Consider the following 22,018-nt stretch of genomic DNA (forward strand, 5'->3'; position numbering starts at 1 on the left):
GCCTGTCGAAGCACAGGTGAGACTCCCACCCTTCGGCGCAACCCCGGCTCACCCCAATGCCTCAACCACGACCCGCCGCGTACCCTCCAGCGCCGCGCCGAACACCGCATGGCTCGCCAGCCCATAGGCATGCGTCGACGGCGGCGTATCGGTCGGCGCCGCGCCCCAGCCGAACGCCGGCACCGCAACATCGTCGAGCACGGTCGATACGCCGATCCCGAAGGCGGTGCCGAATCCGGCGGTCGTCTCCGGCCACGCCCGCGCCGCCAGCGCGTAGCCGACGCCCAGCGCCGCGCCGGTCGCGTAATGGACCAGCGTACCCGCGCTCTCGCGATGCTTCTGGGTGACCGGTTCGCCGGTGACCAACTCCTTGGCGCTGTCGGCGGCCTTCACCGTCGCGGGATCGTCGTCGCCACCGTCCTGCGCAAAGGCGGACGCGGCGGCGCGCTGGAACAGGTCCATCGCCAGGCTGGCGACGAGCCCGCCGGCAAGGCCGGCGACAAGGGTCTTGGCAAGCGAGGGCACAGGCATTCTCCGTCGGGATCGGCGAAGGTAACGCCCGTGCCCCCACAAGGGTTCGCCGCTTACGGCTTGCGGAACTTGAGCACGAACTGGTCGGTCTTGCCGCGGATCGCGGGATCGAAGACGTTCTTGCCGTGGTCGTCCGCCGGATTGGCGAGGGCCTTGCTCGTGCCGACGTAGCGGAAGCCGGTCGATTCGATCTGGCGGCGAACGGCGGCGGGGTCGATGCGATGCTTGGTCTCGGTGCCGGTCAGTTCGGTGCCGGGCGCATCGGCATGGTCGATGACGACATAGGTGCCGCCCTTCTTCAGCAGCTTGAACACCGCCGCGTCGAACGCGCGCAACGCCGGTTCGCCCGCGCCCTTGTTGGCGATGTCGTGATAGTTCTGCACCGTCCAGAACAGGTCGACCGGCTGCGATGCGGTGGGCAGGTTGGTCGCCTGCACCGCGGCGGTCACGTTGGCGAGGCCGCGCGCCTGCAAGGCGGGCAACGTCTTTTCGGCATATTTGGCGCCCGCCGCGGGCCAGACCGCGTAGACCTTGCCCTTCGGCCCGACGACGCCGGTGAAGATCCGCGTCCAATAGCCGGCGCCGGGCAGAAAATCGATGACCGTATCGCCCGGCTTCACGCCCGAAAAGGCGAGCACCGCCGCCGCCTGACGCCGTGCATCGTCCCCGGCCTGGTCGGCGCGCGCGGGATCGGCGAGCGCGCGGGTGATCGCCGCGCCGGCGGGGGCGATCTTGTCCTGCGCCACCACCCCGGTCGTCATCGCGGCAGCCGCCATCATCGATAGTGCCAGGCGCATCCTTCATCTCCCGTCGCTGGTTTGGCAGACATGCCGCATCAGATGGACCCAGCATGACCGATCTTCGTGACACGATCCAGACACAGGTGCATCGGCTGGTCGGATTTGGCGACGGCGAGGTCGACCTCGCCCGCCCGCCCGGCGACGACGGCCTGTTCGGCCCCGCCTCCGCGGCGTGGAAGGTGCATGGCGATTTTACCGCGATGATGGCGGGCGGCGTCGCCGCGCTGCTGCTCCAGATGCTGCATCCCGGCGCGCTCGCCGGCGTGTGGGACCATTCCAACTTCCGCGACGACATGCTCGGCCGGCTGCGGCGGACGGCGCAGTTCATCTCCGGTACCACCTATGGCGCGACCGCCACGGCCGAAGCGCTGATCGACCGCGTGCACCGCATCCACGACCGTGTCGCCGGCACGCTGCCCGACGGCACGCCGTACAGCGCCAACGACCCCGACCTGCTGACCTGGGTCCATGTCGCCGAGGTCGCGAGTTTCCTTGCCGCCTATCGCCGCTATCGCGATCCCGGCTATCCGCTCGCCGAACAGGACCGCTACCTCGGCGAATATGCGACCGTCGCCGAACGGCTGGGCGCGCGCGGCGTGCCGAGGACGGTCGCCGGGGTCGAGGCCTATTTCGCGCGGGTCCGCCCCCGGCTGCGCGCCGACCACCGCACCCGCGAGGTCGCGCGCGCGCTGCTCCACCAGCGGCCCGCGAACGCGGCGATGGCGCCGGCACAGAAGCTGTTGATGGAGGGCGGCATCGACCTGTTGCCGCGCTGGGCGGCGCGGATGCACGGCCTCGACCGGCCGCCGGGCCACGGCGCCGCGGTGCGCGCCGGCATGGCGGGCGTCGGCACCGTGCTGCGCTGGGCGCTGCGCGATGGCTCGGCGAAGCGCGCGACCGACCAAAGCTGACCCCCGTGGTCGAGCCGTTCGAACGGCTCGGATCGTAAAGGAAAGAAGAGATTTTCGCGCGGAGGCGCGGCGAGCGCGACACCTCTGCGTCCTCCGCGCGTCCGCGCGAACATCCTTCTTCTTCGTCCCGACGTCGTCACCCGCGTCGTGATGGAAAGGTGTCTGCACCGGATCTGCACGCAAGGCGCACCGCCTGCGCATCCCCGCCGCCATCGCCGCTCCACCGCCCCACGCCATCTCATCCGGCGACCGACGCAGGAAGGACATGCGATGACGCCAAGGCCCATTCCCCTCGCCGCCAAGATCGTCGCGACCGCCGCGCTGATCGTCCGGCCGAGGCGGTGATCGAACAGGCCTCGATCCTGTTGTCGCTCGCCGCGCTCGGCTGGATCGTGGCGCTGGCGCTGACCCGCCCCGCGGTACGGCGCAGCCGCGGCGGGGCCATCGCGCTGGCGATGGCGACACTGTACGTCGCGACGCTGGTCGACGATCCCAGCCCGCTCGCCGCGCTGCTGTTCCTGATCGCGATCACGCTCGCCGCCCTGTTGCCGCGGCGGCGGTTCGACGATGCCGTCGCCTGGGGCCTGCGGCTGGCGTGGCTGGGTGCGACCGCACCGATCCTGCCACTGCGCGACCTCACCCGGGTGGGACAGGCGCGACTGCGGCGGAACGTGCCGGGCGTGCGGGTCGCCGCGGTCGTCGCGGCGCTCGTCATGCCGGTCGCCGGCGCCGCGCTGTTCCTCGCGCTGTTCGCGAGCGCCAATCCGCTGATCGAACGCGCGTTCGCCGGCATCGCCCTGCCCGATGCGACCACCGTCGTATGGCGCGTGGTGCTCGCGGTGGCGGTGCTGCTGCCGGTGTGGGCGACGCTGCGGCCCAACCCGCGCGTCACCGCCTGGGACGGCCGGATCGCCGGCGTCGCGCTGCCGCAGACCGGCGTCGGCACGCTGATCCTCTCGCTCGCCACGTTCAACGTGATCTTCGCTGGCCAGAACGCGCTCGACATCGCCTTCCTATGGAGCGGCGCGGCGCTGCCCGATGGCGTGACGATGGCGGAATACGCGCATCGCGGCGCCTATGCGCTGATCGTCACCGCGCTGCTCGCCGGCGTGTTCGTGCTCGCCACGCTGCGGCCGGGAAGCGCGGGCGCGGCCAGCCCGGTCGTGCGCCGGCTGGTGACGGCGTGGATCGTCCAGAACCTGCTGCTCGTCGCGTCGAGCGGCCTGCGCACGCTCGATTACGTCGATGCCTATGGGATGACCGTGCTGCGCCTCGCCGCACTCGTCTGGATGGCGCTGGTCGCGACCGGGCTGGCGCTGATCCTGTGGCGACTGCTGCGCGGCCGGTCGGCGGCGTGGCTCATCAACGCCAATGCGTTCGCTGCCGCGGTGGTGCTCACCGCCTGCGCGATCGTCGATCTCGGCGCGACCGCGGCCGCGTGGAACGTCCGGGTCGCCCTCGCGCGCGGCCGCGCGGGGCCACCGCTCGATCTCTGCTATCTCGAACGGATGGGATCGTCGGCGCTCGTTCCGCTCGCCACGCTGGAGCGGCACGCGCACGGTGCCGGGCTGCGCGACCGGCTGGGCTATCTGCGCTGGCAGGCGCAATCGCGCGTCGCCGCCGATCAGGCGAGCTGGACCGGCTGGACCTTCCGCAACGCCCGCCGCCTCGCCACGGTCGAGGCGATGGTCGGCCCGCGCGCCCCGCGCTTACGCGGCCCCGGTCAGCGGCGCGACTGCAATGGCCGGTTGACGGGAGGGCCGCAACGATGATCCTGTGCCCGATGCCCCGCACCGTTTTGATCGTCGACGACGATCCCCATATCCGCCAGCTGCTCGTCTTCGCGCTCGACAAGGCGGGGCTCGCCACGCTCGAGGCCGCCGATGGCGAGGCGGGGCTGGCGATGGCGGAGGCGCACGGTCCCAGTCTGGTGGTGCTCGACATCAACATGCCGCGGATGGATGGGCTGGAGGTGTGCCGCCGCCTGCGCGGCGCCAAGGGATCGGGCGGCGGCGACACGCCGATCCTGTTCCTGTCGAGCCGCGACGACGAGATCGACCGCGTGCTCGGCATCGAGCTCGGCGCCGACGATTACGTCGTCAAACCCTTCTCCCCGCGTGAGGTCGTCGCGCGGGTGATGGCGATCCTGCGCCGCACCACCGCGCGGCCGCCGGCGGTGGAGGACGGGCGGGGGCTCGAACACGGCCGGCTGCGGCTCGACCTCGACGGCTGGCGGGCGCTGTGGGACGGGCGGGAGGTGACGCTGACCGTCACCGAATTTTCGATGCTGCGCCTGCTCGCCTCGATGCCCGCAAAGGTGTTCAGCCGCGACGCGATCATCGACCGGCTGCACGGCCCCGGCTTCGCGATCACCGACCGCACGATCGACAGCCATATCCGCAACCTGCGTCACAAATTTGCAGGCGTGGGCGCCGCCGACCTGATCGAGACGCGCGCCGGTGTCGGCTATCGGCTGGGGGCGTGTACGGGCGCGTGATCGGCGGGGCGAAGGCGTGGGCGAAACGCCACTGGCCCCGGCTGCGGCTGCGCACGATCCTGTTCGCGACGCTGTTCGTCGTCGCGGCGCTGCCCGGCTTCGGCGCGGTGTTCCTGCGCGTCTACGAGAACACGCTCGTCCGCCAGACCGAGGCGGAGCTGGTCGCGCAGGGCGCCGCGCTCGCCGCGACGGCGGCGGCGGACTGGCCGGGGGCAAAGGGCGGCGCGCTCTACCCGCAACGGATCGTGCCGCCGGGCGATGGCGTCGACCTCAGCCAGACGCCGATCCTGCCGGAACGCCCCGCACCGGGTCGGTGCGATGCGCGCGAGCAGGTTCGCGCGGAGATCGACGACGCAGCTCGGGCAACCTCACCGGCGAAGGCCGGGGTCCAGTTGCAAGCCGGCGATGATCGATCGTCGCGCGCGCTCACAAGCATCGTCGCGACTGGACCCCGGCCTTCGCCGGGGGCGGGCGTGTTCGAGAGGGATCGGCACCAAAGCTCTCTGCATTTCTGCGCGCACAATCCGTCTGCGCGAGGCGCCGCGGCACGCCTCATCCCGATCCTGCGCGCCACGCAGATGACGACGCTCGCCGGCATCATGCTGCTCGACGACGCGGGGCGGATCGTCGCCGGATCGCCCGTCTCCGGCAGCTACGCCGCGCTGCCAGAGGTCGCCGCCGCGCTGCGCGGCCACCCCACCACCGTGCTCCGCCGCAACGGCGCCTATCGCGCGGTCTATCGCTTCGAATGGCTGTCGCGCGCCGCCGCGATCCGCGTTCACCACGCCCGGCCGATCGTGGTGAACGGCAAGGTCGTCGGCGTCCTCCTGCTGTCGCGCTCGGCGCGCGCGCTGTTCCGCGGCCTGTACGAGGATCGCGGCAAGATCGCGATCGGCATCGCGGCGATCTTCGCGATGCTGGTGCTGCTGTCGGGCATCATCTCGCGCGGCGTCACCCGCCCGATCGAGCGATTGGGTCAGGCGACGCGCGCGGTCGCCAGCGGTCATGGCAGCGTGCCCGAGGTGCCGCCGACCGCCGCGATCGAGATCCAGGGTCTCTACGCCGATTTCGCGGTGATGACCGCCGCGATCGAGCGCCGCTCGCGTTACCTGCGCGACTTCGCCTATGCGGTCAGCCACGAATTCAAGACGCCGCTCGCCGGCATCCGCGGCGCGCTCGAACTGCTCAACGACCATCCCGACATGGCGCCCGAGGATCGCCGCCGCTTCCTCGCCAACGCCGATGCCGATGCCGGGAGGCTGGCGCTGCTGGTGACGCGCCTGCTCGAACTCGCCCGCGCCGACATGGCCGCGCCTGCCATAGCCGCGACCGATCCCGCGCCGGTGATCGCGCGCACGGCGGATGCCTATCGCGGCGACGGCTTCGGAATCGATGTGACATGGACCGCCCCGCCCCCGCCGGTCTCGCTGCCCGAAGGCACGATCGAGAACGCACTGGCGACGCTGTTCGAGAATGCGCGCCAGGCCGGCGCGACCCGCGTAAGCGTCGCCGGCACGACCACCGCGGACACCGTCACGCTCCACATCACCGACGACGGCCCCGGCATCGCCCCCGCCGACGCCGCGCGCCTGTTCGAACCCTTCTTCACCACCCGCCGCGCCGAGGGCGGCACCGGCCTGGGCCTCGCCATCGCGCGGTCGCTGGTGGAGGCCGGCGGCGGGACGATCGAGTGGGTGGAAGGACCACCCACCACCTTCGTCGTCACCCTGCCCCTCGCGACGGGCTGATACGCTCAGCTCTATCCCCCCGTCATGCCGGACTTGTTCCGGCATCCACCGTGCCGCGCCACCAACGGTCTGAGGACGTGCGGACCAGTGGCCCCCGGAACGAGTCCGGGGTGACGAAGGTGGTGGGTCGAGCGTCCGCCCCTACTTCGCCTGCGCCTGCTCGACCGGCACCACCGGCAGCAGCACCGCGCTTGGGCTGTCGCCCCCGCGGCGCAGCGTCACCGTCGCCTTCCGGTAGTCCCCGGGCTTGGCGAAGAAGATGTTGGGCACGTACGTCTGCGGATTACGGTCGTAGAGCGGGAACAGGCTCGACTGCACCTGCACCATCACACGATGGCCCGGCTGGAAGACGTGGTTCACCGTCGGCAGCCGGAATCTGTAATGCTGCACCTTGCCCGCCGGGATGGCGCTCGGCTTCTCGAAACTGTCGCGATACCGCCCACGGAAAATGTCGAGGCTGATCGGCAGCTGGTATCCGCCCATCTTGGGATCGGTCGCATTCTCCGCCGGAAAGACGTCGATCACTTTCACCACGAAATCGCCGTCGGTGCCGGTCGTCGCCGCATACAGGTCCGCGATCGGCGCTCCCGACACGCGCATCGGTGCGGTCAGCACCGGCGTCGTATAGGTCATCACGTCGGGCCGGCCGTCGGCATGCCGCTGGTCGCTGACCAGCCAGTCGCCCCAGCGCCCGTCGTTGAAGTTCACCGGCCGCGGCAAATGCGGCACCGGCTTGGCGGGATCGGAGACATAGGCGTCACCCCCGGGCGCGCCCTTGTCGAAGCCGAGGCCCCCGTCCGCCTGCAGATAGATCGGCTTCAACGGCGCCGCGCAGCCGCTCTCGCAGGCGAGCGGCCAGTTCGCCAGCCGGTCCCAATGATTCTCGCCGGTGTTGTAGATCGCCGCCTGCGGCAAATTCGCCGCCGGCCCGTCCTTCAGATACTGGTCGAACAGCGGCAGCACCATCTGTTCGCGGAATTGCGCGGCGGTGTCGCCGTTCCACTGGAACGGGCCGAGGCTGCGCCCCTCGCGATTGATCTGGCTATGCCGCCACGGCCCCATGACGAGGAAGTTGTTGCCCGTCTTGCCCTTCGCCTTCAGCGCCTCCCAAGCGGTGATCGCGCCGTACATGTCCTCCTGGTCCCACAGGCCCTGTTCCCAGATCGTCGGCACGTTCGACGGATTGGCGGCGAGCAACTTGTCGAGCGCCTGCCCCGACCAGAAGCCGTCATAGGCAGGATGCTGCGACATCCGCGTCCAATAGGGCAATTGATCGTAGCCCGACTTCTTCGCCCAGTCGCCGGCGGACCCCACGTTACGGAAATTGTCGTAATCGTCCCAGCCGCCGGTCGGCGGGACCGTGCCGCCGCCCTTGTAGCCCGTCTGCCCGCCCAGCCAGGCGATGTTGGCGAGGCGGAACGCGCCGTAATGGAACCAGTCGTCGCCCATCCAGCCGTCGATCATCGGGCTTTCGGGCGCGGCGACCTTCAGCGCCGGATGCGGCGCGAGCAGCGCCATGACGACGGTGAATCCTTCGTAGCTCGACCCGATCATGCCGACCCGCCCGTTCGACTGCGGCAGGTTCGCCTTGTTCACCAGCCAGTCGATCGTGTCGTACGCATCAGTGACGTGATCGACCTTGCTGGGGTTCAGCGGGCCGATGACGGGGCGCGTCACGACATACTCCCCCTCCGACCCGTATTTGCCGCGCACGTCCTGATAGACGCGGATATAGCCGCCACGCACGAACATCTCGTCGGCGAGCGGCAGCGTGTTCAGCATCGAGCTGCTGTCGCTGCGGTTCGCCCGCCCCTTGGCGTTGTAGGGCGTCCGGGTCAGCACGATCGGCGCGTTGGTCGCGGTCTTGGGGATGACGATGACGGTGTACAGCTTGGTCCCGTCGCGCATCGGGATCATCACTTCGCGCTTGATATAGTCGTTGGCGGTGTCGACCAGCTTGAACTTCGCGGGGATATCGCCGCCCGGGGCCGGCTGCTGTTGCTGCGCCTGCACCCCCACCGACAGCAGGGCGAGAGACGAGAGCAGCAGGACGGAACGGCGCATCGGTGATCTCCGGCAGAGAGGATGACCTATGCTAGGACCGGGATGCCGCCGGCGGCAAGCAGTGTCGATCCTCCCCGACACGGGAGGGCTATTGCATATGAGTGATTGCTCGGCGGACCACCAACTCCTTCGTCACCCCGGACTTGTTCCGGGGTCCACGGTTCGGTGAACTTGTCGTTTCGAGGCTCTTTCTACGACGCTTTCGGCACGGTGGACCCCGGAACAAGTCCGGGGTGACGCAGTACTCCAGGCTGCCGGTTGGTCACGCCGCCATATGCAATAGCCCTTGCCGGTACGGGGAGGATTCAGGCGGCCCAGGACGCCACGTCCTCCTCCAGTCCGATCAACGCCAGCCCATGCGCGATCGAGGTCAGCTCGCCGCCCGTCGCGATCCGCTCCGCGCCGAAGCGGTCGTCGAACAGCCGCCGGATGCGCGGGATCAGCGACGTGCCGCCGGTCAGGAACACGCGGTCGATGTCTCCCGCCGCGACCCCCGCCACCGCGAGCGCCCGGTCCACCGCCGCATCGATCCGCGCGATATCGGGCGCGATCCACGCCTCGAACTCGGCGCGCGTCACCGCCGCCGCGATGGCGAGGCCCGCGCCTTCGAACCGGAACTCGGCCACCTCGTCGCGCGACAGCGTCCGCTTGAGCTGCCCGACCGCATCGTACAGCCGATAGCCCAGCTCCTCCTCGATCACCGCGATCATCCGCGCGATCGCCTCCGGGTCGAGTGCCGACCGGCGCAGTTTCTCGAGCTCGGCAAGCGTCCGCCGGTTGCGCATCAGCGCGAGGCGCGACCAGTCGGAAAAATCGGCGAAATAGCCGCCGGGTATCTCCAGCACCTTGTCGAACGAGCGGTACGATCCGCCCTTGCCCAGCAGCGGCATCACCAGCCGGTCGACGATGCGCTGGTCGAACCGGTCGCCGGCGATGCCGACGCCGGCATGGCCCAGCGGCACGCACCGCCGCGCCGCGCCCGGCGCCGCGACGCGGACGACCGAAAAGTCGCTGGTGCCGCCGCCGAAATCGGCAACCAGGATCGTCGCCGGATCGGTCAGCCGCGCGGCATAGCTGAACGCCGCGCCGACTGGTTCGTAGACGTAATGGACCTGTGCCCCCAGCGCCCCGAACACCGCGTCGTAGCGCGTCCGCGCCAGCGCCTCGTCGGGGCGGCTGCCGGCGAAGGTGACCGGGCGCCCGACGACGACGCGCTCCGCCGGCGCCAGCGCACCGCCCGCACGCGCCGCCATCCGGGTCAGGAACAGGCGACCCAGATCCTCGAACCGCATCCGCCGGTCGAACACCGTCGCGGTATCGAAACTGGCCGCCGCGGCGACCGACTTGAACGACTGGATGAACCGGCTGCCCTGCGGAAAATCGAGATATTCGCGGATCGCCCAGGGGCCCGCCTCCGACGCGATGGCGCCGCGACCGCCGTCGTCCTCCCAGAAGCATAGCGCCGAGCGGAACACCGCGTCGCGCCCCTCGGGCGCGTCGAGCAGGACCAGATCGGCGGCCTCGCCGCGTCCCACCGCCGCAACCGAATTGGTCGTACCGAAATCGAGGCCGAGCGTGGAGGCGGTGCGGGACATGGCGGCACCGAGTCGGCAGGAACGCCGATCGGGTCAAGCCCCGGCAATCTTTCCTCACACAAAAGCGCGCATCGGGATCGAACCGTTTCGGACCCGAAGCGTTTGGCGATGATGCGGGGGACCAGGGTCACGATCATCGCCGGTGCGGCCGGCGCCCTGTCCGCCTGCAACGCGCATCAATCGACGCTTGCGCCGTTCGGCGCCGATGCGGCGGACATCCGTCATCTGTTCCTCGTCATGCTGGCCGGCGCGGTGGTGATCGCCGCCGGCGTCGCGCTGCTGATGCGCCACGCGGTGCGCGCGCCCGAGGACCGGCTGACGCATCATCAGGGCATGCGGCTGGTGCTGTGGCTCGGCGGCGTCATCCCCACCGTCGTGCTGCTCGGCCTGCTCGTCTGGTCGCTCCCCTATATGAAGCCGCGCCCGCTCGGCCCCGCCGATCTGCAGATCGCGATCGAGGGCGAACAATTCTGGTGGCGCGTCACCTATCGCCCGCCCGGCGCCGCAGCGGTGGAAAGCGCCAACGAGGTGCGCATCCCGGTCGGTCGCACCGTCGCCTTCCGCCTCACCGCCGCCGACGTCGTCCACAGCTTCTGGATCCCCGGCCTCGCCGGCAAGATGGACATGATCCCCGGCCGCACCAACACGTTGGTGGTCCGCGCCGACAAGGCCGGCCGCTACCGCGGCCAGTGCGCCGAATTCTGCGGGCTCAGCCATGCGCTGATGGCGCTCGACGTCGTCGCGATGGAACCCGCCGCGTTCGACGCGTGGCTCGCCGCCGAACGGCGCCCGGCGACGGCGACCGGACAAGGTGCGGCGCTGTTCGCCGCCAACGGCTGCAACGCCTGCCACACGATCCGCCGCGCAGGTCAGGCGGGCGCGATCGGCCCCGACCTCACCCATTTCGGCAGCCGCCAGACGCTCGCCGCGGGTATCCTGCCGATGACCACCGCCAATGTCGCGGGCTTCATCCGCCATCCGGAAAAGACGAAGCCCGGCGTGCGCATGCCCGCCTTCCCGCAACTGACGCACGGTGAGGCCACCGCCATCGCCCGCTATCTCCAGGGCCTGCAATGAGCCTCCACGCACAGGACGACCCGCAGCTGCGCCTCGAACAGGAAGAGCGGCTGCGCGCGGTGTGGAAGCCGCCCTCGGGCTGGTTCTTCCGCTGGACCGACGTCAACAACAACCGCATCGGCGTGTGGTACACGCTGACCGCGTTCGGCTTCATGCTGTTCGCCGGCGTCCTCGCGCTCATCATGCGCACCCAGCTCGCGGTGCCGGACAACGACCTCGTCTCGGCGAACACCTTCAACCAGCTGTTCACGCTGCACGGCTCGATGATGATGTTCCTGTTCGCGGTGCCGATGTTCGAGGCGGTGTCGATCATCCTGCTGCCGCAGCTCTTGGGCGCGCGCGACCTGCCGTTCCCGCGGCTTTCGGCGTTCGGCTATTGGAGCTTCCTGATCGGCGGCGTCTTCGTGTCGGGCTCGATCTTCTTCAACGCCGCGCCCGATGGCGGGTGGTTCATGTATCCGCCGCTGACCACGCGCACCGACCTGTCGGGACTCGGCGCCGACATCTGGATGCTCGGCCTCAGCTTCATCGAGGTGTCGTCGGTCGCCGCCGCGGTCGAGCTGATCGTCGGCGTGCTCAAATGCCGCCCGCCCGGCATGCGCCTCAACCTGATGCCGCTCTACGCCTGGTACATCCTCGTCGTCGCGGTGATGATCCTGTTCGCCTTCCCGCCGCTCATCGCCGGCGACCTGCTGTTCGAGATGGAGCGGCTGCTCGGCTGGCCGTTCTTCGACGCGGCCAAGGGCGGCGATCCGCTGCTGTGGCAGCACCTGTTCTGGATCTTCGGCCACCCGGAGGTCTATATCGTCTTCCTGCCCAGCATCGCGCTGTTCGCGATGCTGATCCCCACCTTCGCGCAGCGCCACCTATTGGGCTATCCGTGGATCGTGCTCGCCGCGGTCGGCACCGCCTTCCTGTCGTTCGGCCTGTGGGTCCATCACATGTTCGCGACCGGCCTGCCCAAGATCAGCCTCGCCTTCTTCTCCGCCGCGTCCGAAGCTGTCGCGATCCCCACCGGCGTGCAGATCTTCGCGTTCATCGCGACCCTGTGGGCGGGCAAGGTCAAATGGTCGGTGCCGCTGCTCTACGCGAGCGGCAGCCTCGCGATCTTCGTCATCGGCGGCCTGACCGGCGTGATGGTCGCGATCGCGCCGTTCGACTGGCAGGCGCACGACACCTATTTCATCGTCGCGCACCTGCATTACGTGCTGATCGGCGGGACGTTGCTGCCGCTGTTCGGGGGCTTGTATTATTATTGGCCGCTCATCACGGGAAAGAAGCTCTCCGACCGGCTGGGGCGCATCGCCTTCTGGATCATGTTCGTCGGCGTCAACCTCACCTTCTTCCCGATGCATCTGTCGGGCCTCGAAGGCATGCCGCGCCGCGTCTTCACCTATCCCGCCGATCTCAACATCGGCTGGTTCAACCTCGCCTCGACGCTGGGCTCGTACATGTTCGCGACCGGCGTCGCGGTGCTGGTCGTCGATCTCGCCCTCTCGCCCACCCGCAAGAAGGCAGCCCGCAACCCGTGGAACGCGGGCACGCTCGAATGGCTGGCCCACCCGGACGACGAGGATTGGGGCATCCGCTCGGTCCCGCTGATCGAGAGCCGCTATCCGATCTGGGACCAGCCCGGTTTCGTCGCCAAGGTCGACGAGGGCCGCTTCTTCCTACCCGACGCCGAGGAAGGCCGGCGCGAGACGATCATCACCTCCGTCCTCGACGCGAAGCCGGTGTCGGTGATCCGCCTCGGCACCCCCAGCGTCAAGCCGATGATGACCGCGGTCGCATTGGGCGCGGTGTTCATCCTCACCACCTACCACCTCTATCTGCTCGCCGCGGCGAGCGGCGTCGTCACGCTCGCCTGCGTATTGTGGTGGCTGTGGGACACCGCCGAAATCCCCGAAAAGCCGGAAAAGCCGATCGGCCACGGCATCGAATTGCCGCTGTATCTATCCGGCCCCGCCGCGCCGGGCTGGTGGGCGATGTTCATCACGATGATGGCCGACGCCACCGCCTTTTCCGGCCTCGTCTTCGGCTATTATTTCTACTGGACGATCCACCCCGATTTCGGTGCCGGCTTCGACGGCCCGGGGACATACTGGCCGATGGTCGCGCTCGCACTGTCGCTCATTAGCTGGGCGGTCACCGTCGGCGCGCGCGAGTGGCATAGCCGCGGCGGCGTCCAGCCCGCCCGCCTGCTGCTCATCGCCGGTGCGGCGGCGGCGATCGCCAGCCTGTTCGTCGGGCTGCGCTGCCTCGACGGGCTCGATCCGAAGGCGAACGTCTATCCGGCGATCGTCTGGGTGCTGGTGATCTGGACGATCGTCCACGCCGCGGTGGCGGCGATCATGCAGCTCTACACGCTCGCGCGCAGCCTCGCACGCCGGATGACGCCGAGCCACGATGCCGACCTGCGCAACATCACCGTCTACCAGCATTTCTTCGCGCTCACCGCGCTCGTCGCCTACCTCACCGTCGGCCTGTTCCCGGAGGCGGGGCTGTGAGGCGCTGGCTCAAGCGCGCGCAGTCGCTGCGCGTCACGCTGTGGACGCTGATCGTGCCCCCGACGACCTGGGCGGCGCATTTCCTGTTCTCCTATCTGTGGGCGGCGGTGTCCTGCGCCAGGCTCGGGATGTGGGCGCGCTTCCCGACCGCCTTCGTGATCGGCACGGTGCTCGCGTTGCTGGTGATCGTCGCCGCCGGCGTCATCGCCTGGCAGCAGGCACGCACCCCCGGCACCCCCGCGCCGCACGATTCGGGCACCGAGATCGACCGGCTGCGCTTCGTTGCCTATGCGACGCTGCTGCTGTCGGCGCTGAGCTTCGTCGCGGTCGTCTTCACCGCAATGCCGGTGATCGTGCTGAGCGACTGCCGGTGAAGCGCGCCTATCTCATCGCCGGCCTCGCGCTCCTGCCGCTCGGTTGGGCGATGAGCGGCCAGGGCATGACCGGCCACATGGCCGCGCACATGATCGCGGTCGCGATCGCCGCGCCTTTGGTCGCGATCGGCCTCCAGCACACCCGCCTCGACCCCGCCACCCGCTGGCCGCGCCTCGCGGCGCCGCTCCCGGCCGCGCTGATCGAGGCGGTGGTCGTCTGGGGCTGGCACCTGCCCGCGCTCCGCCGCCTCGCCGATCATCACCCCGGCTGGCTCATCCTCGAACAGGCAAGCTTCCTCGTCGCCGGGCTGCTGCTCTGGTCCGCCGTGCTCGCGCCCCGCCACCGCGCCGCGGGCGTCGGCGCGCTGCTCGTCACGTCGATGCACATGACCTTGCTCGGCGCGCTGATCGGCCTCGCGCCCCGCCCGCTCTACATGCACCACGGCGCGGATGCGCTCGCCGACCAGCAAATCGCCGGCGTCGTCATGCTCCTCGTCGGCGGCATCGCCTATCTCGCGGGTGGGCTGGCGATGCTCGGCCGGCTGCTCCAGACCCGTGACGAGGCCATGGCATGACGATCCGCATCACCTGGTTTCGCGCCATCGCGACGCTCGTCGGCCTCGCGCTTGCCGGCCTGCTGTTCGCCTGGTCGGGGGTGTTCAACCTCGCCGCGTCGAGCGGGCATTGGCCGATCACCGACTGGTTCCTGCACTGGACGATGCGCAATTCGGTGCGCACGCACGCCGCCTTCACCGCGCCCGACGATCCCGCCGACGCCACCGGCCTCGTCAGCGCCGCCGGCCATTTCGCCAACGCCTGTTCGGTCTGCCACGGCGCCCCCGGCGTCAAGCCCGCGCCCGTGATGCAGGCGGCCACCCCGCCCGCCCCCGACCTCGCCGTCAACGCCAAGGAGTGGAGCGACAAGCAGCTGTTCTGGATCGTCCAGCACGGCGTCAAATATACCGGCATGCCCGCCTGGGCCGTCCAGGACCGCCCCGACGAGGTGCGCCGCATGGTCGCCTTCGTCCGCCGCCTGCCCGGCATGACACCCGCGCAATACCGCACGCTGGTCGGCGAGGCCAATCCCGGCGCCAACCTCGCCACCTGCGCCGGCTGCCACGGCGCCGACGGCCGGGGCCGCGGCGCGCCCGATATCCCGATTCTCGGCGGGCAGGACCCCGCCTATCTGCTCGCCGCGCTTCGGGGTTATGCCAGCGGCACCCGCTCGAGCGCGGTGATGCAACAGGTCGCCCAACGGATGGCCCCCGCCGACATGGAGCGCGCCGCCCGCCGCTACGCCGCGATGCCCGGCCTCGGCGCAGCCCCTGCCGGCGACGCCGCCGCCGCGCGAATCGTGACGCAGGGCCTGCGCCGGCTCCAGATCCCCGCCTGCGCCAGCTGCCACGCGGCCGGCAAGCCCTATCCCGTCCTCGCCGGCCAGCGCCCCACCTATATCGCCGGCCGCCTGCGCCACTGGCGCGGCGAGGAAACCGTGGTCGACGCCCGCAAGAGTCACGCGACGATGCCGGTCATCGCCCGCCGCATCCCGGAAGCGATGATCGACCCCCTCGCCCGCTATCTCGCCGGGCAGACTCGTGCTGATGATAATCATTCGCAGCAATATTGAAGTCCGCCCGTTTCGCCGCTAGGCGAATCGGGTGACTCGCACCGATCCCGTCCCGGCCGCCACCCGCACGCCAAAGCGCAAATGGCGTGGCTGGTGGCTGAAACAGCTGCACACCTGGCACTGGATGAGCGCCGCCATCGCGCTCGTCGGCATGCTGCTGTTCGCGATCACCGGCATCACGCTCAACCACGCCGCGTCGATCCCCGGCACGCCGGTGACCGCCGACAGGGCCGGCACGCTGCCCCCGCCGTTGCTGCGCGAACTCAAGACGCCCGCCACCACCGACGCCCCCCTGCCGCCCCGCGTCGCGGCCGCGGTCGCCGCCGCGGTCGGCCTCGATCCCGCGGGAAAGCCCGGCGAATGGTCCGACGCCGACGTCTATGTGGCATTGCCCCGCCCCGGCGGCGACGCCTGGGTCAGCATCGACCGCACCAGCGGCGCGATCACGTCGGAGGTCACCAGCCGCGGCTGGATCGCCTGGCTCAACGACCTGCACAAGGGCCGCAACACCGGGACGGCATGGAGCTGGTTCCTCGACATCTTCGCCGGCGCCTGCATCCTGTTCACGCTCACCGGGCTGCTGCTGCTCCAGCTTCACGCCCGCCACCGCCCGACCACCTGGCCGATCGTCGCGGCGGGCGTCGTCATTCCGTTCCTGCTGCTCCTGTTCTTCGTCCACTAAAGGGGGAAACCATGCGTCCATCGACCTTTGCATTGCTCGGCGGCGTCATCGCCGCACCGGCGACCGCCGCCACCGTCACGGTGACGATCCCGCGCCAGAACGTCGCCGAATACCACCGCCCCTATGTCGCGATCTGGCTCGAGCCCGCCGGTGGCGGCGCGGCACGCACCGTCGCTTTGTGGTACGAGACGAAGAAGACCGGCAAGGAAGCGGGCACCAAATATCTCGCCGACCTGCGCGCCTGGTGGCGCAAGGGCGGCAAGGCGATGACCGTCCCTGTCGATGGCGTCACCGGCGCGACCCGCGCGCCCGGCCAGTACAGCGTCGCGCTGCCCGCCGACCTCAGGCCCGGCCGCTACGTCCTTTCGGTCGAGGCAGCGCGCGAGACCGGCGGCCGTGAGCTCGTCACGCTGCCGCTCACCGTCCCCACCGCCGCCGCACGCGCCTCGGGCAAGACCGAGCTCGGCGCCGTCACCATCTCCGCCCGCTAGAAGGACCGCCGCCATGACGCGTATTGCCCGCCGCCTGCTCGCCGCCGCCGCCTTGCTTTCGATCCCCGCCGCGGTCTCCGCGCACCGCCTGTGGATGCTTCCCTCGACCACGATCGTCTCGGGCACCGACAGCTGGGTGACGATCGACGCCGCCGCCTCGAACGATCTGTTCTTCGCCGATCACCAGCCGCTGCGCCTCGACGGCGTCAAGGTCTGGCAGCCCGACGGCAGCGAGGGCAAGCTGCAGAACGGATCGACCGGCCGCTACCGCTCGGTCTTCGATATCGAGCTCGACAAGGCTGGAACGTGGAAGGTCGGCACGCAGATGTCGGGCGTCATGGGCAGCTTCAAGGTCGATGGCGTCGAAAAGCGCGTCGGCGGCCGCGGCGGCCCGCCCCGGCCTGGTCAGCCCGCGCCGCTGACCGTCGCCGACATCCCCGCCAACGCCACCGACGTGAAGCTGACCGAGGTCTCGTCGCGCAACGAGGTGTTCCTGACCGCCGGGGCGCCGACCACGACCGTGTTCCAGCCGACCGGCAAGGGCCTGGAATTCGCCCCCGTCACCCACCCCGACGAACTCGTCGCGGGCGAGGCGGCCAAATTCCGCTTCCTGATCGACGGCAAGCCCGCCACGGGCCTGAAGGTCACCGTCATCCCCGGCGGCAAGCGCTACCGCAACGACGAGGGCGCACGCGAGCTGACCACCGGCGCCGACGGCGTGCTCACCGTCACCTGGCCCACCGCGGGCATGTACTGGCTCAACGCCACGACGACCGACGCGAAGACGACCACCCCGCGTGCGACCGAACGCCGGCTCAGCTACACGACGACACTGGAAGTTCAGACGCCGTGATCCGTACGCCATGAGGATCGCGCTGCCCGCGGCGATCGACGCGCGGCTGTTCGCCGCGCGCGATCCCGCCGCGCGGGTGACCGACCTCGGCGGCGAGACGATGGGGACGCGCTGGAGCGTCCGCGCCATTCTGCCCGCCGGGGTGCCTGCGGATGCGGTGCGCCACGCGATCGTCGCCCGGCTCGACGGCATCGTCGCCCAGATGAGCCATTGGTCGCCGACCTCGCAGCTGTCGGCGTTCAACCGCGCTCCCGCGGGCCGGTGGACCATCCTGCCCCCCGATTTCGCGCACGTCGTCGCCGAGGGGCTGCGGATCGCGGCGATCACCGACGGCGCCTTCGATCCCGCGATCGGCCGGCTGGTCGACCTGTGGGGCTTCGGCCCCGTCCCGGTCGCCGGCCCGCCGGACGATACGGCGATCGCCGCGGCACGCGCCGTCTCGGGCTGGCGTCGCCTCGCCTACACGCCGGGTGACCGCCGCCTGCGCCAGCCCGGCGGCCTGTCGCTCGACCTGTCGGGGATCGCCAAGGGCTTCGCCGTCGATGCGATCGCCGAGCTGCTCGGCACGCTCGGCATCGTCCACGCACTCGTCGAGATCGGCGGCGAACTCGTCGGCCGCGGCTTCCGCCCCGACGGCCAGCCCTGGTGGGTCGACTGCGAAACGCCCCCCGGCCTTTCCCTCGTGCCGCTACGCCTCGCGCTCCACGGCCTCGCCGTCGCGACCTCGGGCGACTATCGCCGCGGCGCCCACACGCTCGATCCCCGCACCGGCCGTGCGATCCAGACCGGCGTCGTCGCGGCCAGCGTCATTCACGCCACCGCCCTCGCCGCCGACGCCTGGGCGACCGCGCTCACCGTCCTCGGCCCCGACGCCGCCATTCCGCTCGCCACCGATCACGCCATCGCCGCGCGGATCGTCACCGTCATCGACTGCGAGACCCGCGAACACCTCAGCCCCGCCCTCGCCGCCATGCTCGCCGATTAGGTCGATCGCCGGGATCGATCGACATTCGGACGCATGGACTACCAACGCACCCGCCACGGCAGGGCTATCGCATAAGATCGATGAACTGGCCCGGAATACCTCGTCACCCCGGACTTGTTCCGGGGTCCACCATGCCGCAGGCGTTGAACAAGAGCCTCGAAACGACACGTTCGCCGAACCGTGGACCCCGGAACAAGTCCGGGGTGACGAAGGAACTGGGGAGCCGCTGACCAATCACTTATACGCAATAGCCCTCCCCGCCGTAAGGGGACGAAATGTCTCTACACCGCTGAATGTCGATGCGGGGTGTCGCGCCCGCCGCGCCAGCGCCCCTCCCCGTCAGCACGGGAGATGACAGGGCCATGCGCGCCGCAACCGCGACACCTCTGCGTCCTCCGCGCCCCTGCGCGACACTCTCGTCTTTCCACGCTCTCAAGATGAGGAGATCGCCCCCCTAACGCGCCCGCCCCACCTCGTCGCCCAGCATGATCTCGAACAGCGTCGGCCAGTATTTGCCCGTCACGAACAGGCGATTCCCGACCGGGTCGTAGGCGATGCCGTTCGCCACCGCGTCGGGATCGGCGTTGCGGATTTCCGCCACCAGCGGACGCAGGTCGATCAGCCCGTCGACCTTGCCCGTCGCGGGGTCGATCCGCGCGACGAAGCCGCTCATCCACACGTTGGCGAGGATGCGGCCGCGGACATATTCCAGCTCGTTGAGCTTTGCGAGCGGCCGGCCGTTCAGCTTCACCGCGATCCGCCCGCGCTCGACGAAGCGGGTCGGCTCCATCACCCGCAGCGTCGCGCTGCCGTCGGACAGCAGGATCGAGCGTCCGTCGCCCGTCATCCCCCACCCCTCGCCGGCATAGCGAAACGGCGCGCCCGTGCGTTGCAGTCCCGGCAGCGCCCAGCGAAAGCCGATCCCCGTCTTCCACGTCACGCTGAGCAGCCGGTTCTGCCAGCAGGCGATCCCCTCACCGAACAGCTCGGGCGAAAGGCGCGCACGCGCGACGACCTTGCCGTCCGCCGGCGTCACCCGGCGGATGTCCGACGCGCCCTCCTTGCCCGTGCTCTCGTAGAGCGCACTATTGCAGAACAGCAGCCCCTCGGTGAACGCGGTCGGATCGTGCGGCAACCGCGCGACGACGGTCGCCGCATAGACCGGCACCCCCGCCTCGGCAGGCGCCGTCTGCGTCGCGGCAGCGGATGGCGCGGCCTGCCTCGGAGCAGCCACCGGCTCCTGCCGCCACGCGACGACGCCGGCCGTACCCAGGATCGCCAGCGCCAACACCGTCTTCACCACCCGTCCATCCTTTCGATCGTGCGCGCCGTCCGTCGCATCCCGGTCGCCGAAACGCAAAAGGCCCGGCGCCGCCGAAGCGGAACCGGGCCTTTCGTTTTTAGCGAATCGGGACCGTTACGACGCGGCCGACAGGTTCACCGCGGCATATTTGCCGCGACGATCGACTTCGAGCTCGAACTCCAGCTTGTCGCCCTCGTTGAGGGTCGCCATGCCGGCGCGCTCGACCGCCGAGATGTGCACGAACGCATCGGGCTGTCCGTCGTCGCGCTGAATGAAGCCGAAGCCCTTCATCGCGTTGAAGAACTTGACGGTGCCCGTCGCCTTCTCGCCGGTCAGCTGACGCTGCGGCGCGCCACCGGCGCCACCGGGACGCGGGCCACGATCGCCGAAGCCGCCTTCGCGCGGCTCGCGGGGAGCGCGCTCGGTGACGGCCATCGGCTCGCCGTCGATCTTCAGCTCGGTCGCCGAGATACGGCCGCCGCGGTCGACGAGGGTGAAGCCGAGCGGCTGACCCTCGGCGAGCGCGCTCATGCCGGCCTGTTCGACCGCCGAGATGTGAACGAACACGTCCTCGCCGCCGTCATCGCGAACGACGAAGCCGAAGCCCTTCTGCGCGTTGAAGAACTTGACCACGCCGGTGCCCTCGCCGACGACCTGCGGAGGCATGCCGCGGCCACCGCCGCTGAAGCCGCCACCACCGCCGCCGCCACGGAAACCGCCGCCGCCACCGCCGCCGCCGAAGCCGCCGCGGTCACCACCGCCGAAACCGCCGCTGCCGCCGCCGCCGAAACCACCGCCGCCGAAGCCGCCACGGTCACCGCCGCCAAAGCCACCGCCGCCGAAACCGCCGCCACCGAAGCTGCTGCCGCCGCCGAAACCGCCGCTATCGCCACCGAAATCGTCGCGCTTGTCGCGACCACGTCCGCCACGATTGCCGCGGCCACCTTTGTCGTAACTCATAACCCTGATCGTCTTCCCGGTTCGCCCGCATCCAATCCGTCGAAGAACCCGTGCGCCGGACGACGAACGCGAGCCTTCGGGCGCGAAACCTTTTGCGCCTTGGGACTCGTCATAGCGCACAAAACAAGTCCCCGCGAACAAATTCGTCGCATCTGCTGACCAACTGGCACCGATACTTGCCTGACCGTGGCCGCAACGGCACGTTCCACCGCCCGCGAACCGCTTTTTACCCACGACGTTAAGCATTGAGCGTCGCGCGGATGCGGCGTAGGGCGTCACGATGACCGTACACTTCCACGAGGAAGACCTCCCCGCCGACGTCTTCGCCCCCGGCGCCTCGATCGCCGTCGATACCGAGACGATGGGCCTCATCACCCCGCGCGACCGCCTGTGCGTCGTGCAATTGTCCGACGGCGGGCCTGACGAGCATCTCGTCCGCTTCGGCCCGCGCAGCGATTATGCCGCGCCCAATCTGAAGGCGGTGCTCGCCGACCCGTCGCGCACGAAGCTCTACCATTACGGCCGCTTCGACATCGCCGCGCTCCAGCATTATCTCGGGATCGTCGCCGCGCCGGCGTACGACACCAAGATCGCCTCGCGGCTGATCCGCACCTACACCGATCGCCATGGCCTCAAGGAACTGGTCCGCGAACTGCTCGGGCAAGAGTTGTCCAAGCAGCAGCAATCGTCCGACTGGGGCGCGCCCGAACTGTCCGACGCGCAAAAAGACTATGCGGCGAGCGACGTGCGCTTCCTCCATCGCCTGCAGGCCGAGCTCGACCGGCGGCTGGCGCGCGAGGGCCGCACCGCGCTGGCGCAGGCGTGCTTCGATTTCCTGCCGGCCCGCGCCGCACTCGATCTGGCCGGCTGGCCGGAGATCGACGTCTTCGCGCATGCCTGAGATTCCGTTTGAAAACGCGCGGAAGAGCGCGTTTCGAGGCGGTGCCGGCCCGCTCCCCCACCCGGCCGCCCACAGAGTATGCTTGATGGGCGGCCGGGTGGGGGAGCGGGCC

Annotated in this window: 20 protein-coding genes; 14 read left to right on the forward strand and 6 right to left on the reverse strand. The window is 70.0% G+C overall.

The window, feature by feature from the left end; translation table 11 throughout:
- Nucleotides 1-48 precede the first annotated feature (48 nt).
- A complete protein-coding gene (locus M9979_RS15305) occupies nt 49-531 on the reverse strand; it encodes a DUF1440 domain-containing protein (RefSeq protein ID WP_254290226.1) in 483 nt (160 codons plus the stop codon).
- A gap of 53 nt (nt 532-584) precedes the next feature.
- Complete coding sequence (locus M9979_RS15310; RefSeq protein ID WP_254290227.1) at nt 585-1,328, reverse strand: class I SAM-dependent methyltransferase; 744 nt, start codon at nt 1,326-1,328, stop codon at nt 585-587.
- 53 nt (nt 1,329-1,381) lie between these two features.
- On the opposite strand from M9979_RS15310, the gene M9979_RS15315 reads away from it, so the two are divergent.
- The 4 genes from M9979_RS15315 (at nt 1,382) to M9979_RS15330 (ending at nt 6,487) form a co-directional block, all read left to right on the forward strand.
- Nucleotides 1,382-2,242, forward strand: coding sequence for an oxygenase MpaB family protein (locus M9979_RS15315; protein ID WP_254290228.1), 861 nt, complete (start codon nt 1,382-1,384; stop codon nt 2,240-2,242).
- Between the two features lie 341 nt (nt 2,243-2,583).
- Nucleotides 2,584-4,014 (forward strand): DUF4153 domain-containing protein, encoded by a 1,431-nt coding sequence (locus tag M9979_RS15320; protein WP_254290229.1) that lies wholly within the window; start codon nt 2,584-2,586, stop codon nt 4,012-4,014.
- 11 nt (nt 4,015-4,025) lie between these two features.
- Nucleotides 4,026-4,739: a response regulator transcription factor gene (locus M9979_RS15325; protein ID WP_254290230.1), complete on the forward strand. Its 714-nt coding sequence runs from the start codon at nt 4,026-4,028 to the stop codon at nt 4,737-4,739.
- Nucleotides 4,724-6,487: a sensor histidine kinase gene (locus M9979_RS15330; RefSeq protein ID WP_254290231.1), complete on the forward strand. Its 1,764-nt coding sequence runs from the start codon at nt 4,724-4,726 to the stop codon at nt 6,485-6,487. The genes M9979_RS15325 and M9979_RS15330 overlap by 16 nt, the downstream gene beginning before the upstream one ends.
- 141 nt (nt 6,488-6,628) lie before the next feature.
- On the opposite strand, the gene M9979_RS15335 is transcribed toward M9979_RS15330, so the two are convergent.
- Both M9979_RS15335 and M9979_RS15340 read right to left on the reverse strand, forming a co-directional pair.
- A complete protein-coding gene (locus M9979_RS15335; protein ID WP_254290232.1) occupies nt 6,629-8,551 on the reverse strand; it encodes a CocE/NonD family hydrolase in 1,923 nt (640 codons plus the stop codon).
- A gap of 305 nt (nt 8,552-8,856) precedes the next feature.
- On the reverse strand, nt 8,857-10,146 hold the full coding sequence (locus M9979_RS15340; protein WP_254290233.1) for an Hsp70 family protein: 1,290 nt from the start codon (nt 10,144-10,146) through the stop codon (nt 8,857-8,859).
- 111 nt (nt 10,147-10,257) lie between these two features.
- On the opposite strand from M9979_RS15340, the gene coxB reads away from it, so the two are divergent.
- Genes coxB through M9979_RS15385 form a run of 9 tightly spaced genes read left to right on the forward strand, consistent with a single transcriptional unit; the run spans nt 10,258 to nt 18,742 of the window.
- The gene (coxB, locus tag M9979_RS15345) at nt 10,258-11,223 is read left to right on the forward strand and encodes a cytochrome c oxidase subunit II (protein WP_254290246.1); all 966 of its coding nucleotides are present in this window, start codon (nt 10,258-10,260) and stop codon (nt 11,221-11,223) included.
- Nucleotides 11,220-13,730: a cytochrome c oxidase subunit I gene (ctaD, locus tag M9979_RS15350; protein WP_254290234.1), complete on the forward strand. Its 2,511-nt coding sequence runs from the start codon at nt 11,220-11,222 to the stop codon at nt 13,728-13,730. The genes coxB and ctaD overlap by 4 nt, the downstream gene beginning before the upstream one ends.
- The gene (locus M9979_RS15355; protein ID WP_254290235.1) at nt 13,727-14,104 is read left to right on the forward strand and encodes a hypothetical protein; all 378 of its coding nucleotides are present in this window, start codon (nt 13,727-13,729) and stop codon (nt 14,102-14,104) included. The genes ctaD and M9979_RS15355 overlap by 4 nt, the downstream gene beginning before the upstream one ends.
- The gene (locus M9979_RS15360) at nt 14,101-14,679 is read left to right on the forward strand and encodes a cytochrome c oxidase assembly protein (protein ID WP_254290236.1); all 579 of its coding nucleotides are present in this window, start codon (nt 14,101-14,103) and stop codon (nt 14,677-14,679) included. Before M9979_RS15355 ends, M9979_RS15360 begins: the two co-directional genes overlap by 4 nt.
- Nucleotides 14,676-15,731, forward strand: coding sequence for a c-type cytochrome (locus tag M9979_RS15365; protein ID WP_254290237.1), 1,056 nt, complete (start codon nt 14,676-14,678; stop codon nt 15,729-15,731). The genes M9979_RS15360 and M9979_RS15365 overlap by 4 nt, the downstream gene beginning before the upstream one ends.
- Nucleotides 15,732-15,762: 31 nt before the next feature.
- Complete coding sequence (locus tag M9979_RS15370; protein WP_254290238.1) at nt 15,763-16,413, forward strand: PepSY-associated TM helix domain-containing protein; 651 nt, start codon at nt 15,763-15,765, stop codon at nt 16,411-16,413.
- Nucleotides 16,414-16,424: 11 nt separating this feature from the next.
- Complete coding sequence (locus tag M9979_RS15375) at nt 16,425-16,904, forward strand: DUF2271 domain-containing protein (RefSeq protein ID WP_254290239.1); 480 nt, start codon at nt 16,425-16,427, stop codon at nt 16,902-16,904.
- Between the two features lie 13 nt (nt 16,905-16,917).
- Nucleotides 16,918-17,757 carry a DUF4198 domain-containing protein gene (locus tag M9979_RS15380; protein WP_254290240.1) on the forward strand — a complete coding sequence of 280 codons (840 nt, stop codon included), beginning with the start codon at nt 16,918-16,920 and terminating at the stop codon, nt 17,755-17,757.
- 10 nt (nt 17,758-17,767) lie between these two features.
- Nucleotides 17,768-18,742: an FAD:protein FMN transferase gene (locus M9979_RS15385; protein WP_254290241.1), complete on the forward strand. Its 975-nt coding sequence runs from the start codon at nt 17,768-17,770 to the stop codon at nt 18,740-18,742.
- A 454-nt stretch (nt 18,743-19,196) separates the two neighbouring features.
- Here the strand turns inward: M9979_RS15385 and M9979_RS15390 are convergent, their stop codons facing one another.
- Together M9979_RS15390 and M9979_RS17285 are read right to left on the reverse strand one after the other, a co-directional pair.
- Complete coding sequence (locus tag M9979_RS15390) at nt 19,197-20,045, reverse strand: glutaminyl-peptide cyclotransferase (protein WP_422922255.1); 849 nt, start codon at nt 20,043-20,045, stop codon at nt 19,197-19,199.
- Between the two features lie 114 nt (nt 20,046-20,159).
- The gene (locus tag M9979_RS17285; protein WP_277998612.1) at nt 20,160-21,005 is read right to left on the reverse strand and encodes a cold-shock protein; all 846 of its coding nucleotides are present in this window, start codon (nt 21,003-21,005) and stop codon (nt 20,160-20,162) included.
- 280 nt (nt 21,006-21,285) lie between these two features.
- Between M9979_RS17285 and M9979_RS15405 the strand changes: the two genes are divergently transcribed.
- Nucleotides 21,286-21,906, forward strand: a complete 621-nt coding sequence (locus M9979_RS15405) for a ribonuclease D (protein WP_254290243.1) — start codon at nt 21,286-21,288, stop codon at nt 21,904-21,906.
- The last annotated feature ends 112 nt before the right edge of the window (nt 21,907-22,018 follow it).

This window comes from Sphingomonas liriopis (genome assembly GCF_024211255.1).
GTDB classification, from domain to species: domain Bacteria; phylum Pseudomonadota; class Alphaproteobacteria; order Sphingomonadales; family Sphingomonadaceae; genus Sphingomonas; species Sphingomonas liriopis.

Excerpts from the sequence above, each read along its gene's own strand:
- M9979_RS15310 (WP_254290227.1), bottom strand. The coding sequence starts at position 1,328 with ATGCGCCTGGCACTATCGATGATGGCGGCTGCCGCGATGACGACCGGG.
- M9979_RS17285 (WP_277998612.1), bottom strand. The coding sequence starts at position 21,005 with ATGAGTTACGACAAAGGTGGCCGCGGCAATCGTGGCGGACGTGGTCGC.
- ctaD (WP_254290234.1), top strand. The coding sequence starts at position 11,220 with ATGAGCCTCCACGCACAGGACGACCCGCAGCTGCGCCTCGAACAGGAA.
- M9979_RS15365 (WP_254290237.1), top strand. The coding sequence starts at position 14,676 with ATGACGATCCGCATCACCTGGTTTCGCGCCATCGCGACGCTCGTCGGC.
- M9979_RS15335 (WP_254290232.1), bottom strand. The coding sequence starts at position 8,551 with ATGCGCCGTTCCGTCCTGCTGCTCTCGTCTCTCGCCCTGCTGTCGGTG.
- M9979_RS15340 (WP_254290233.1), bottom strand. The coding sequence starts at position 10,146 with ATGTCCCGCACCGCCTCCACGCTCGGCCTCGATTTCGGTACGACCAAT.
- coxB (WP_254290246.1), top strand. The coding sequence starts at position 10,258 with ATGCGGGGGACCAGGGTCACGATCATCGCCGGTGCGGCCGGCGCCCTG.
- M9979_RS15325 (WP_254290230.1), top strand. The coding sequence starts at position 4,026 with ATGCCCCGCACCGTTTTGATCGTCGACGACGATCCCCATATCCGCCAG.
- M9979_RS15405 (WP_254290243.1), top strand. The coding sequence starts at position 21,286 with ATGACCGTACACTTCCACGAGGAAGACCTCCCCGCCGACGTCTTCGCC.
- M9979_RS15315 (WP_254290228.1), top strand. The coding sequence starts at position 1,382 with ATGACCGATCTTCGTGACACGATCCAGACACAGGTGCATCGGCTGGTC.
- M9979_RS15375 (WP_254290239.1), top strand. The coding sequence starts at position 16,425 with ATGCGTCCATCGACCTTTGCATTGCTCGGCGGCGTCATCGCCGCACCG.
- M9979_RS15380 (WP_254290240.1), top strand. The coding sequence starts at position 16,918 with ATGACGCGTATTGCCCGCCGCCTGCTCGCCGCCGCCGCCTTGCTTTCG.
- M9979_RS15385 (WP_254290241.1), top strand. The coding sequence starts at position 17,768 with ATGAGGATCGCGCTGCCCGCGGCGATCGACGCGCGGCTGTTCGCCGCG.
- M9979_RS15305 (WP_254290226.1), bottom strand. The coding sequence starts at position 531 with ATGCCTGTGCCCTCGCTTGCCAAGACCCTTGTCGCCGGCCTTGCCGGC.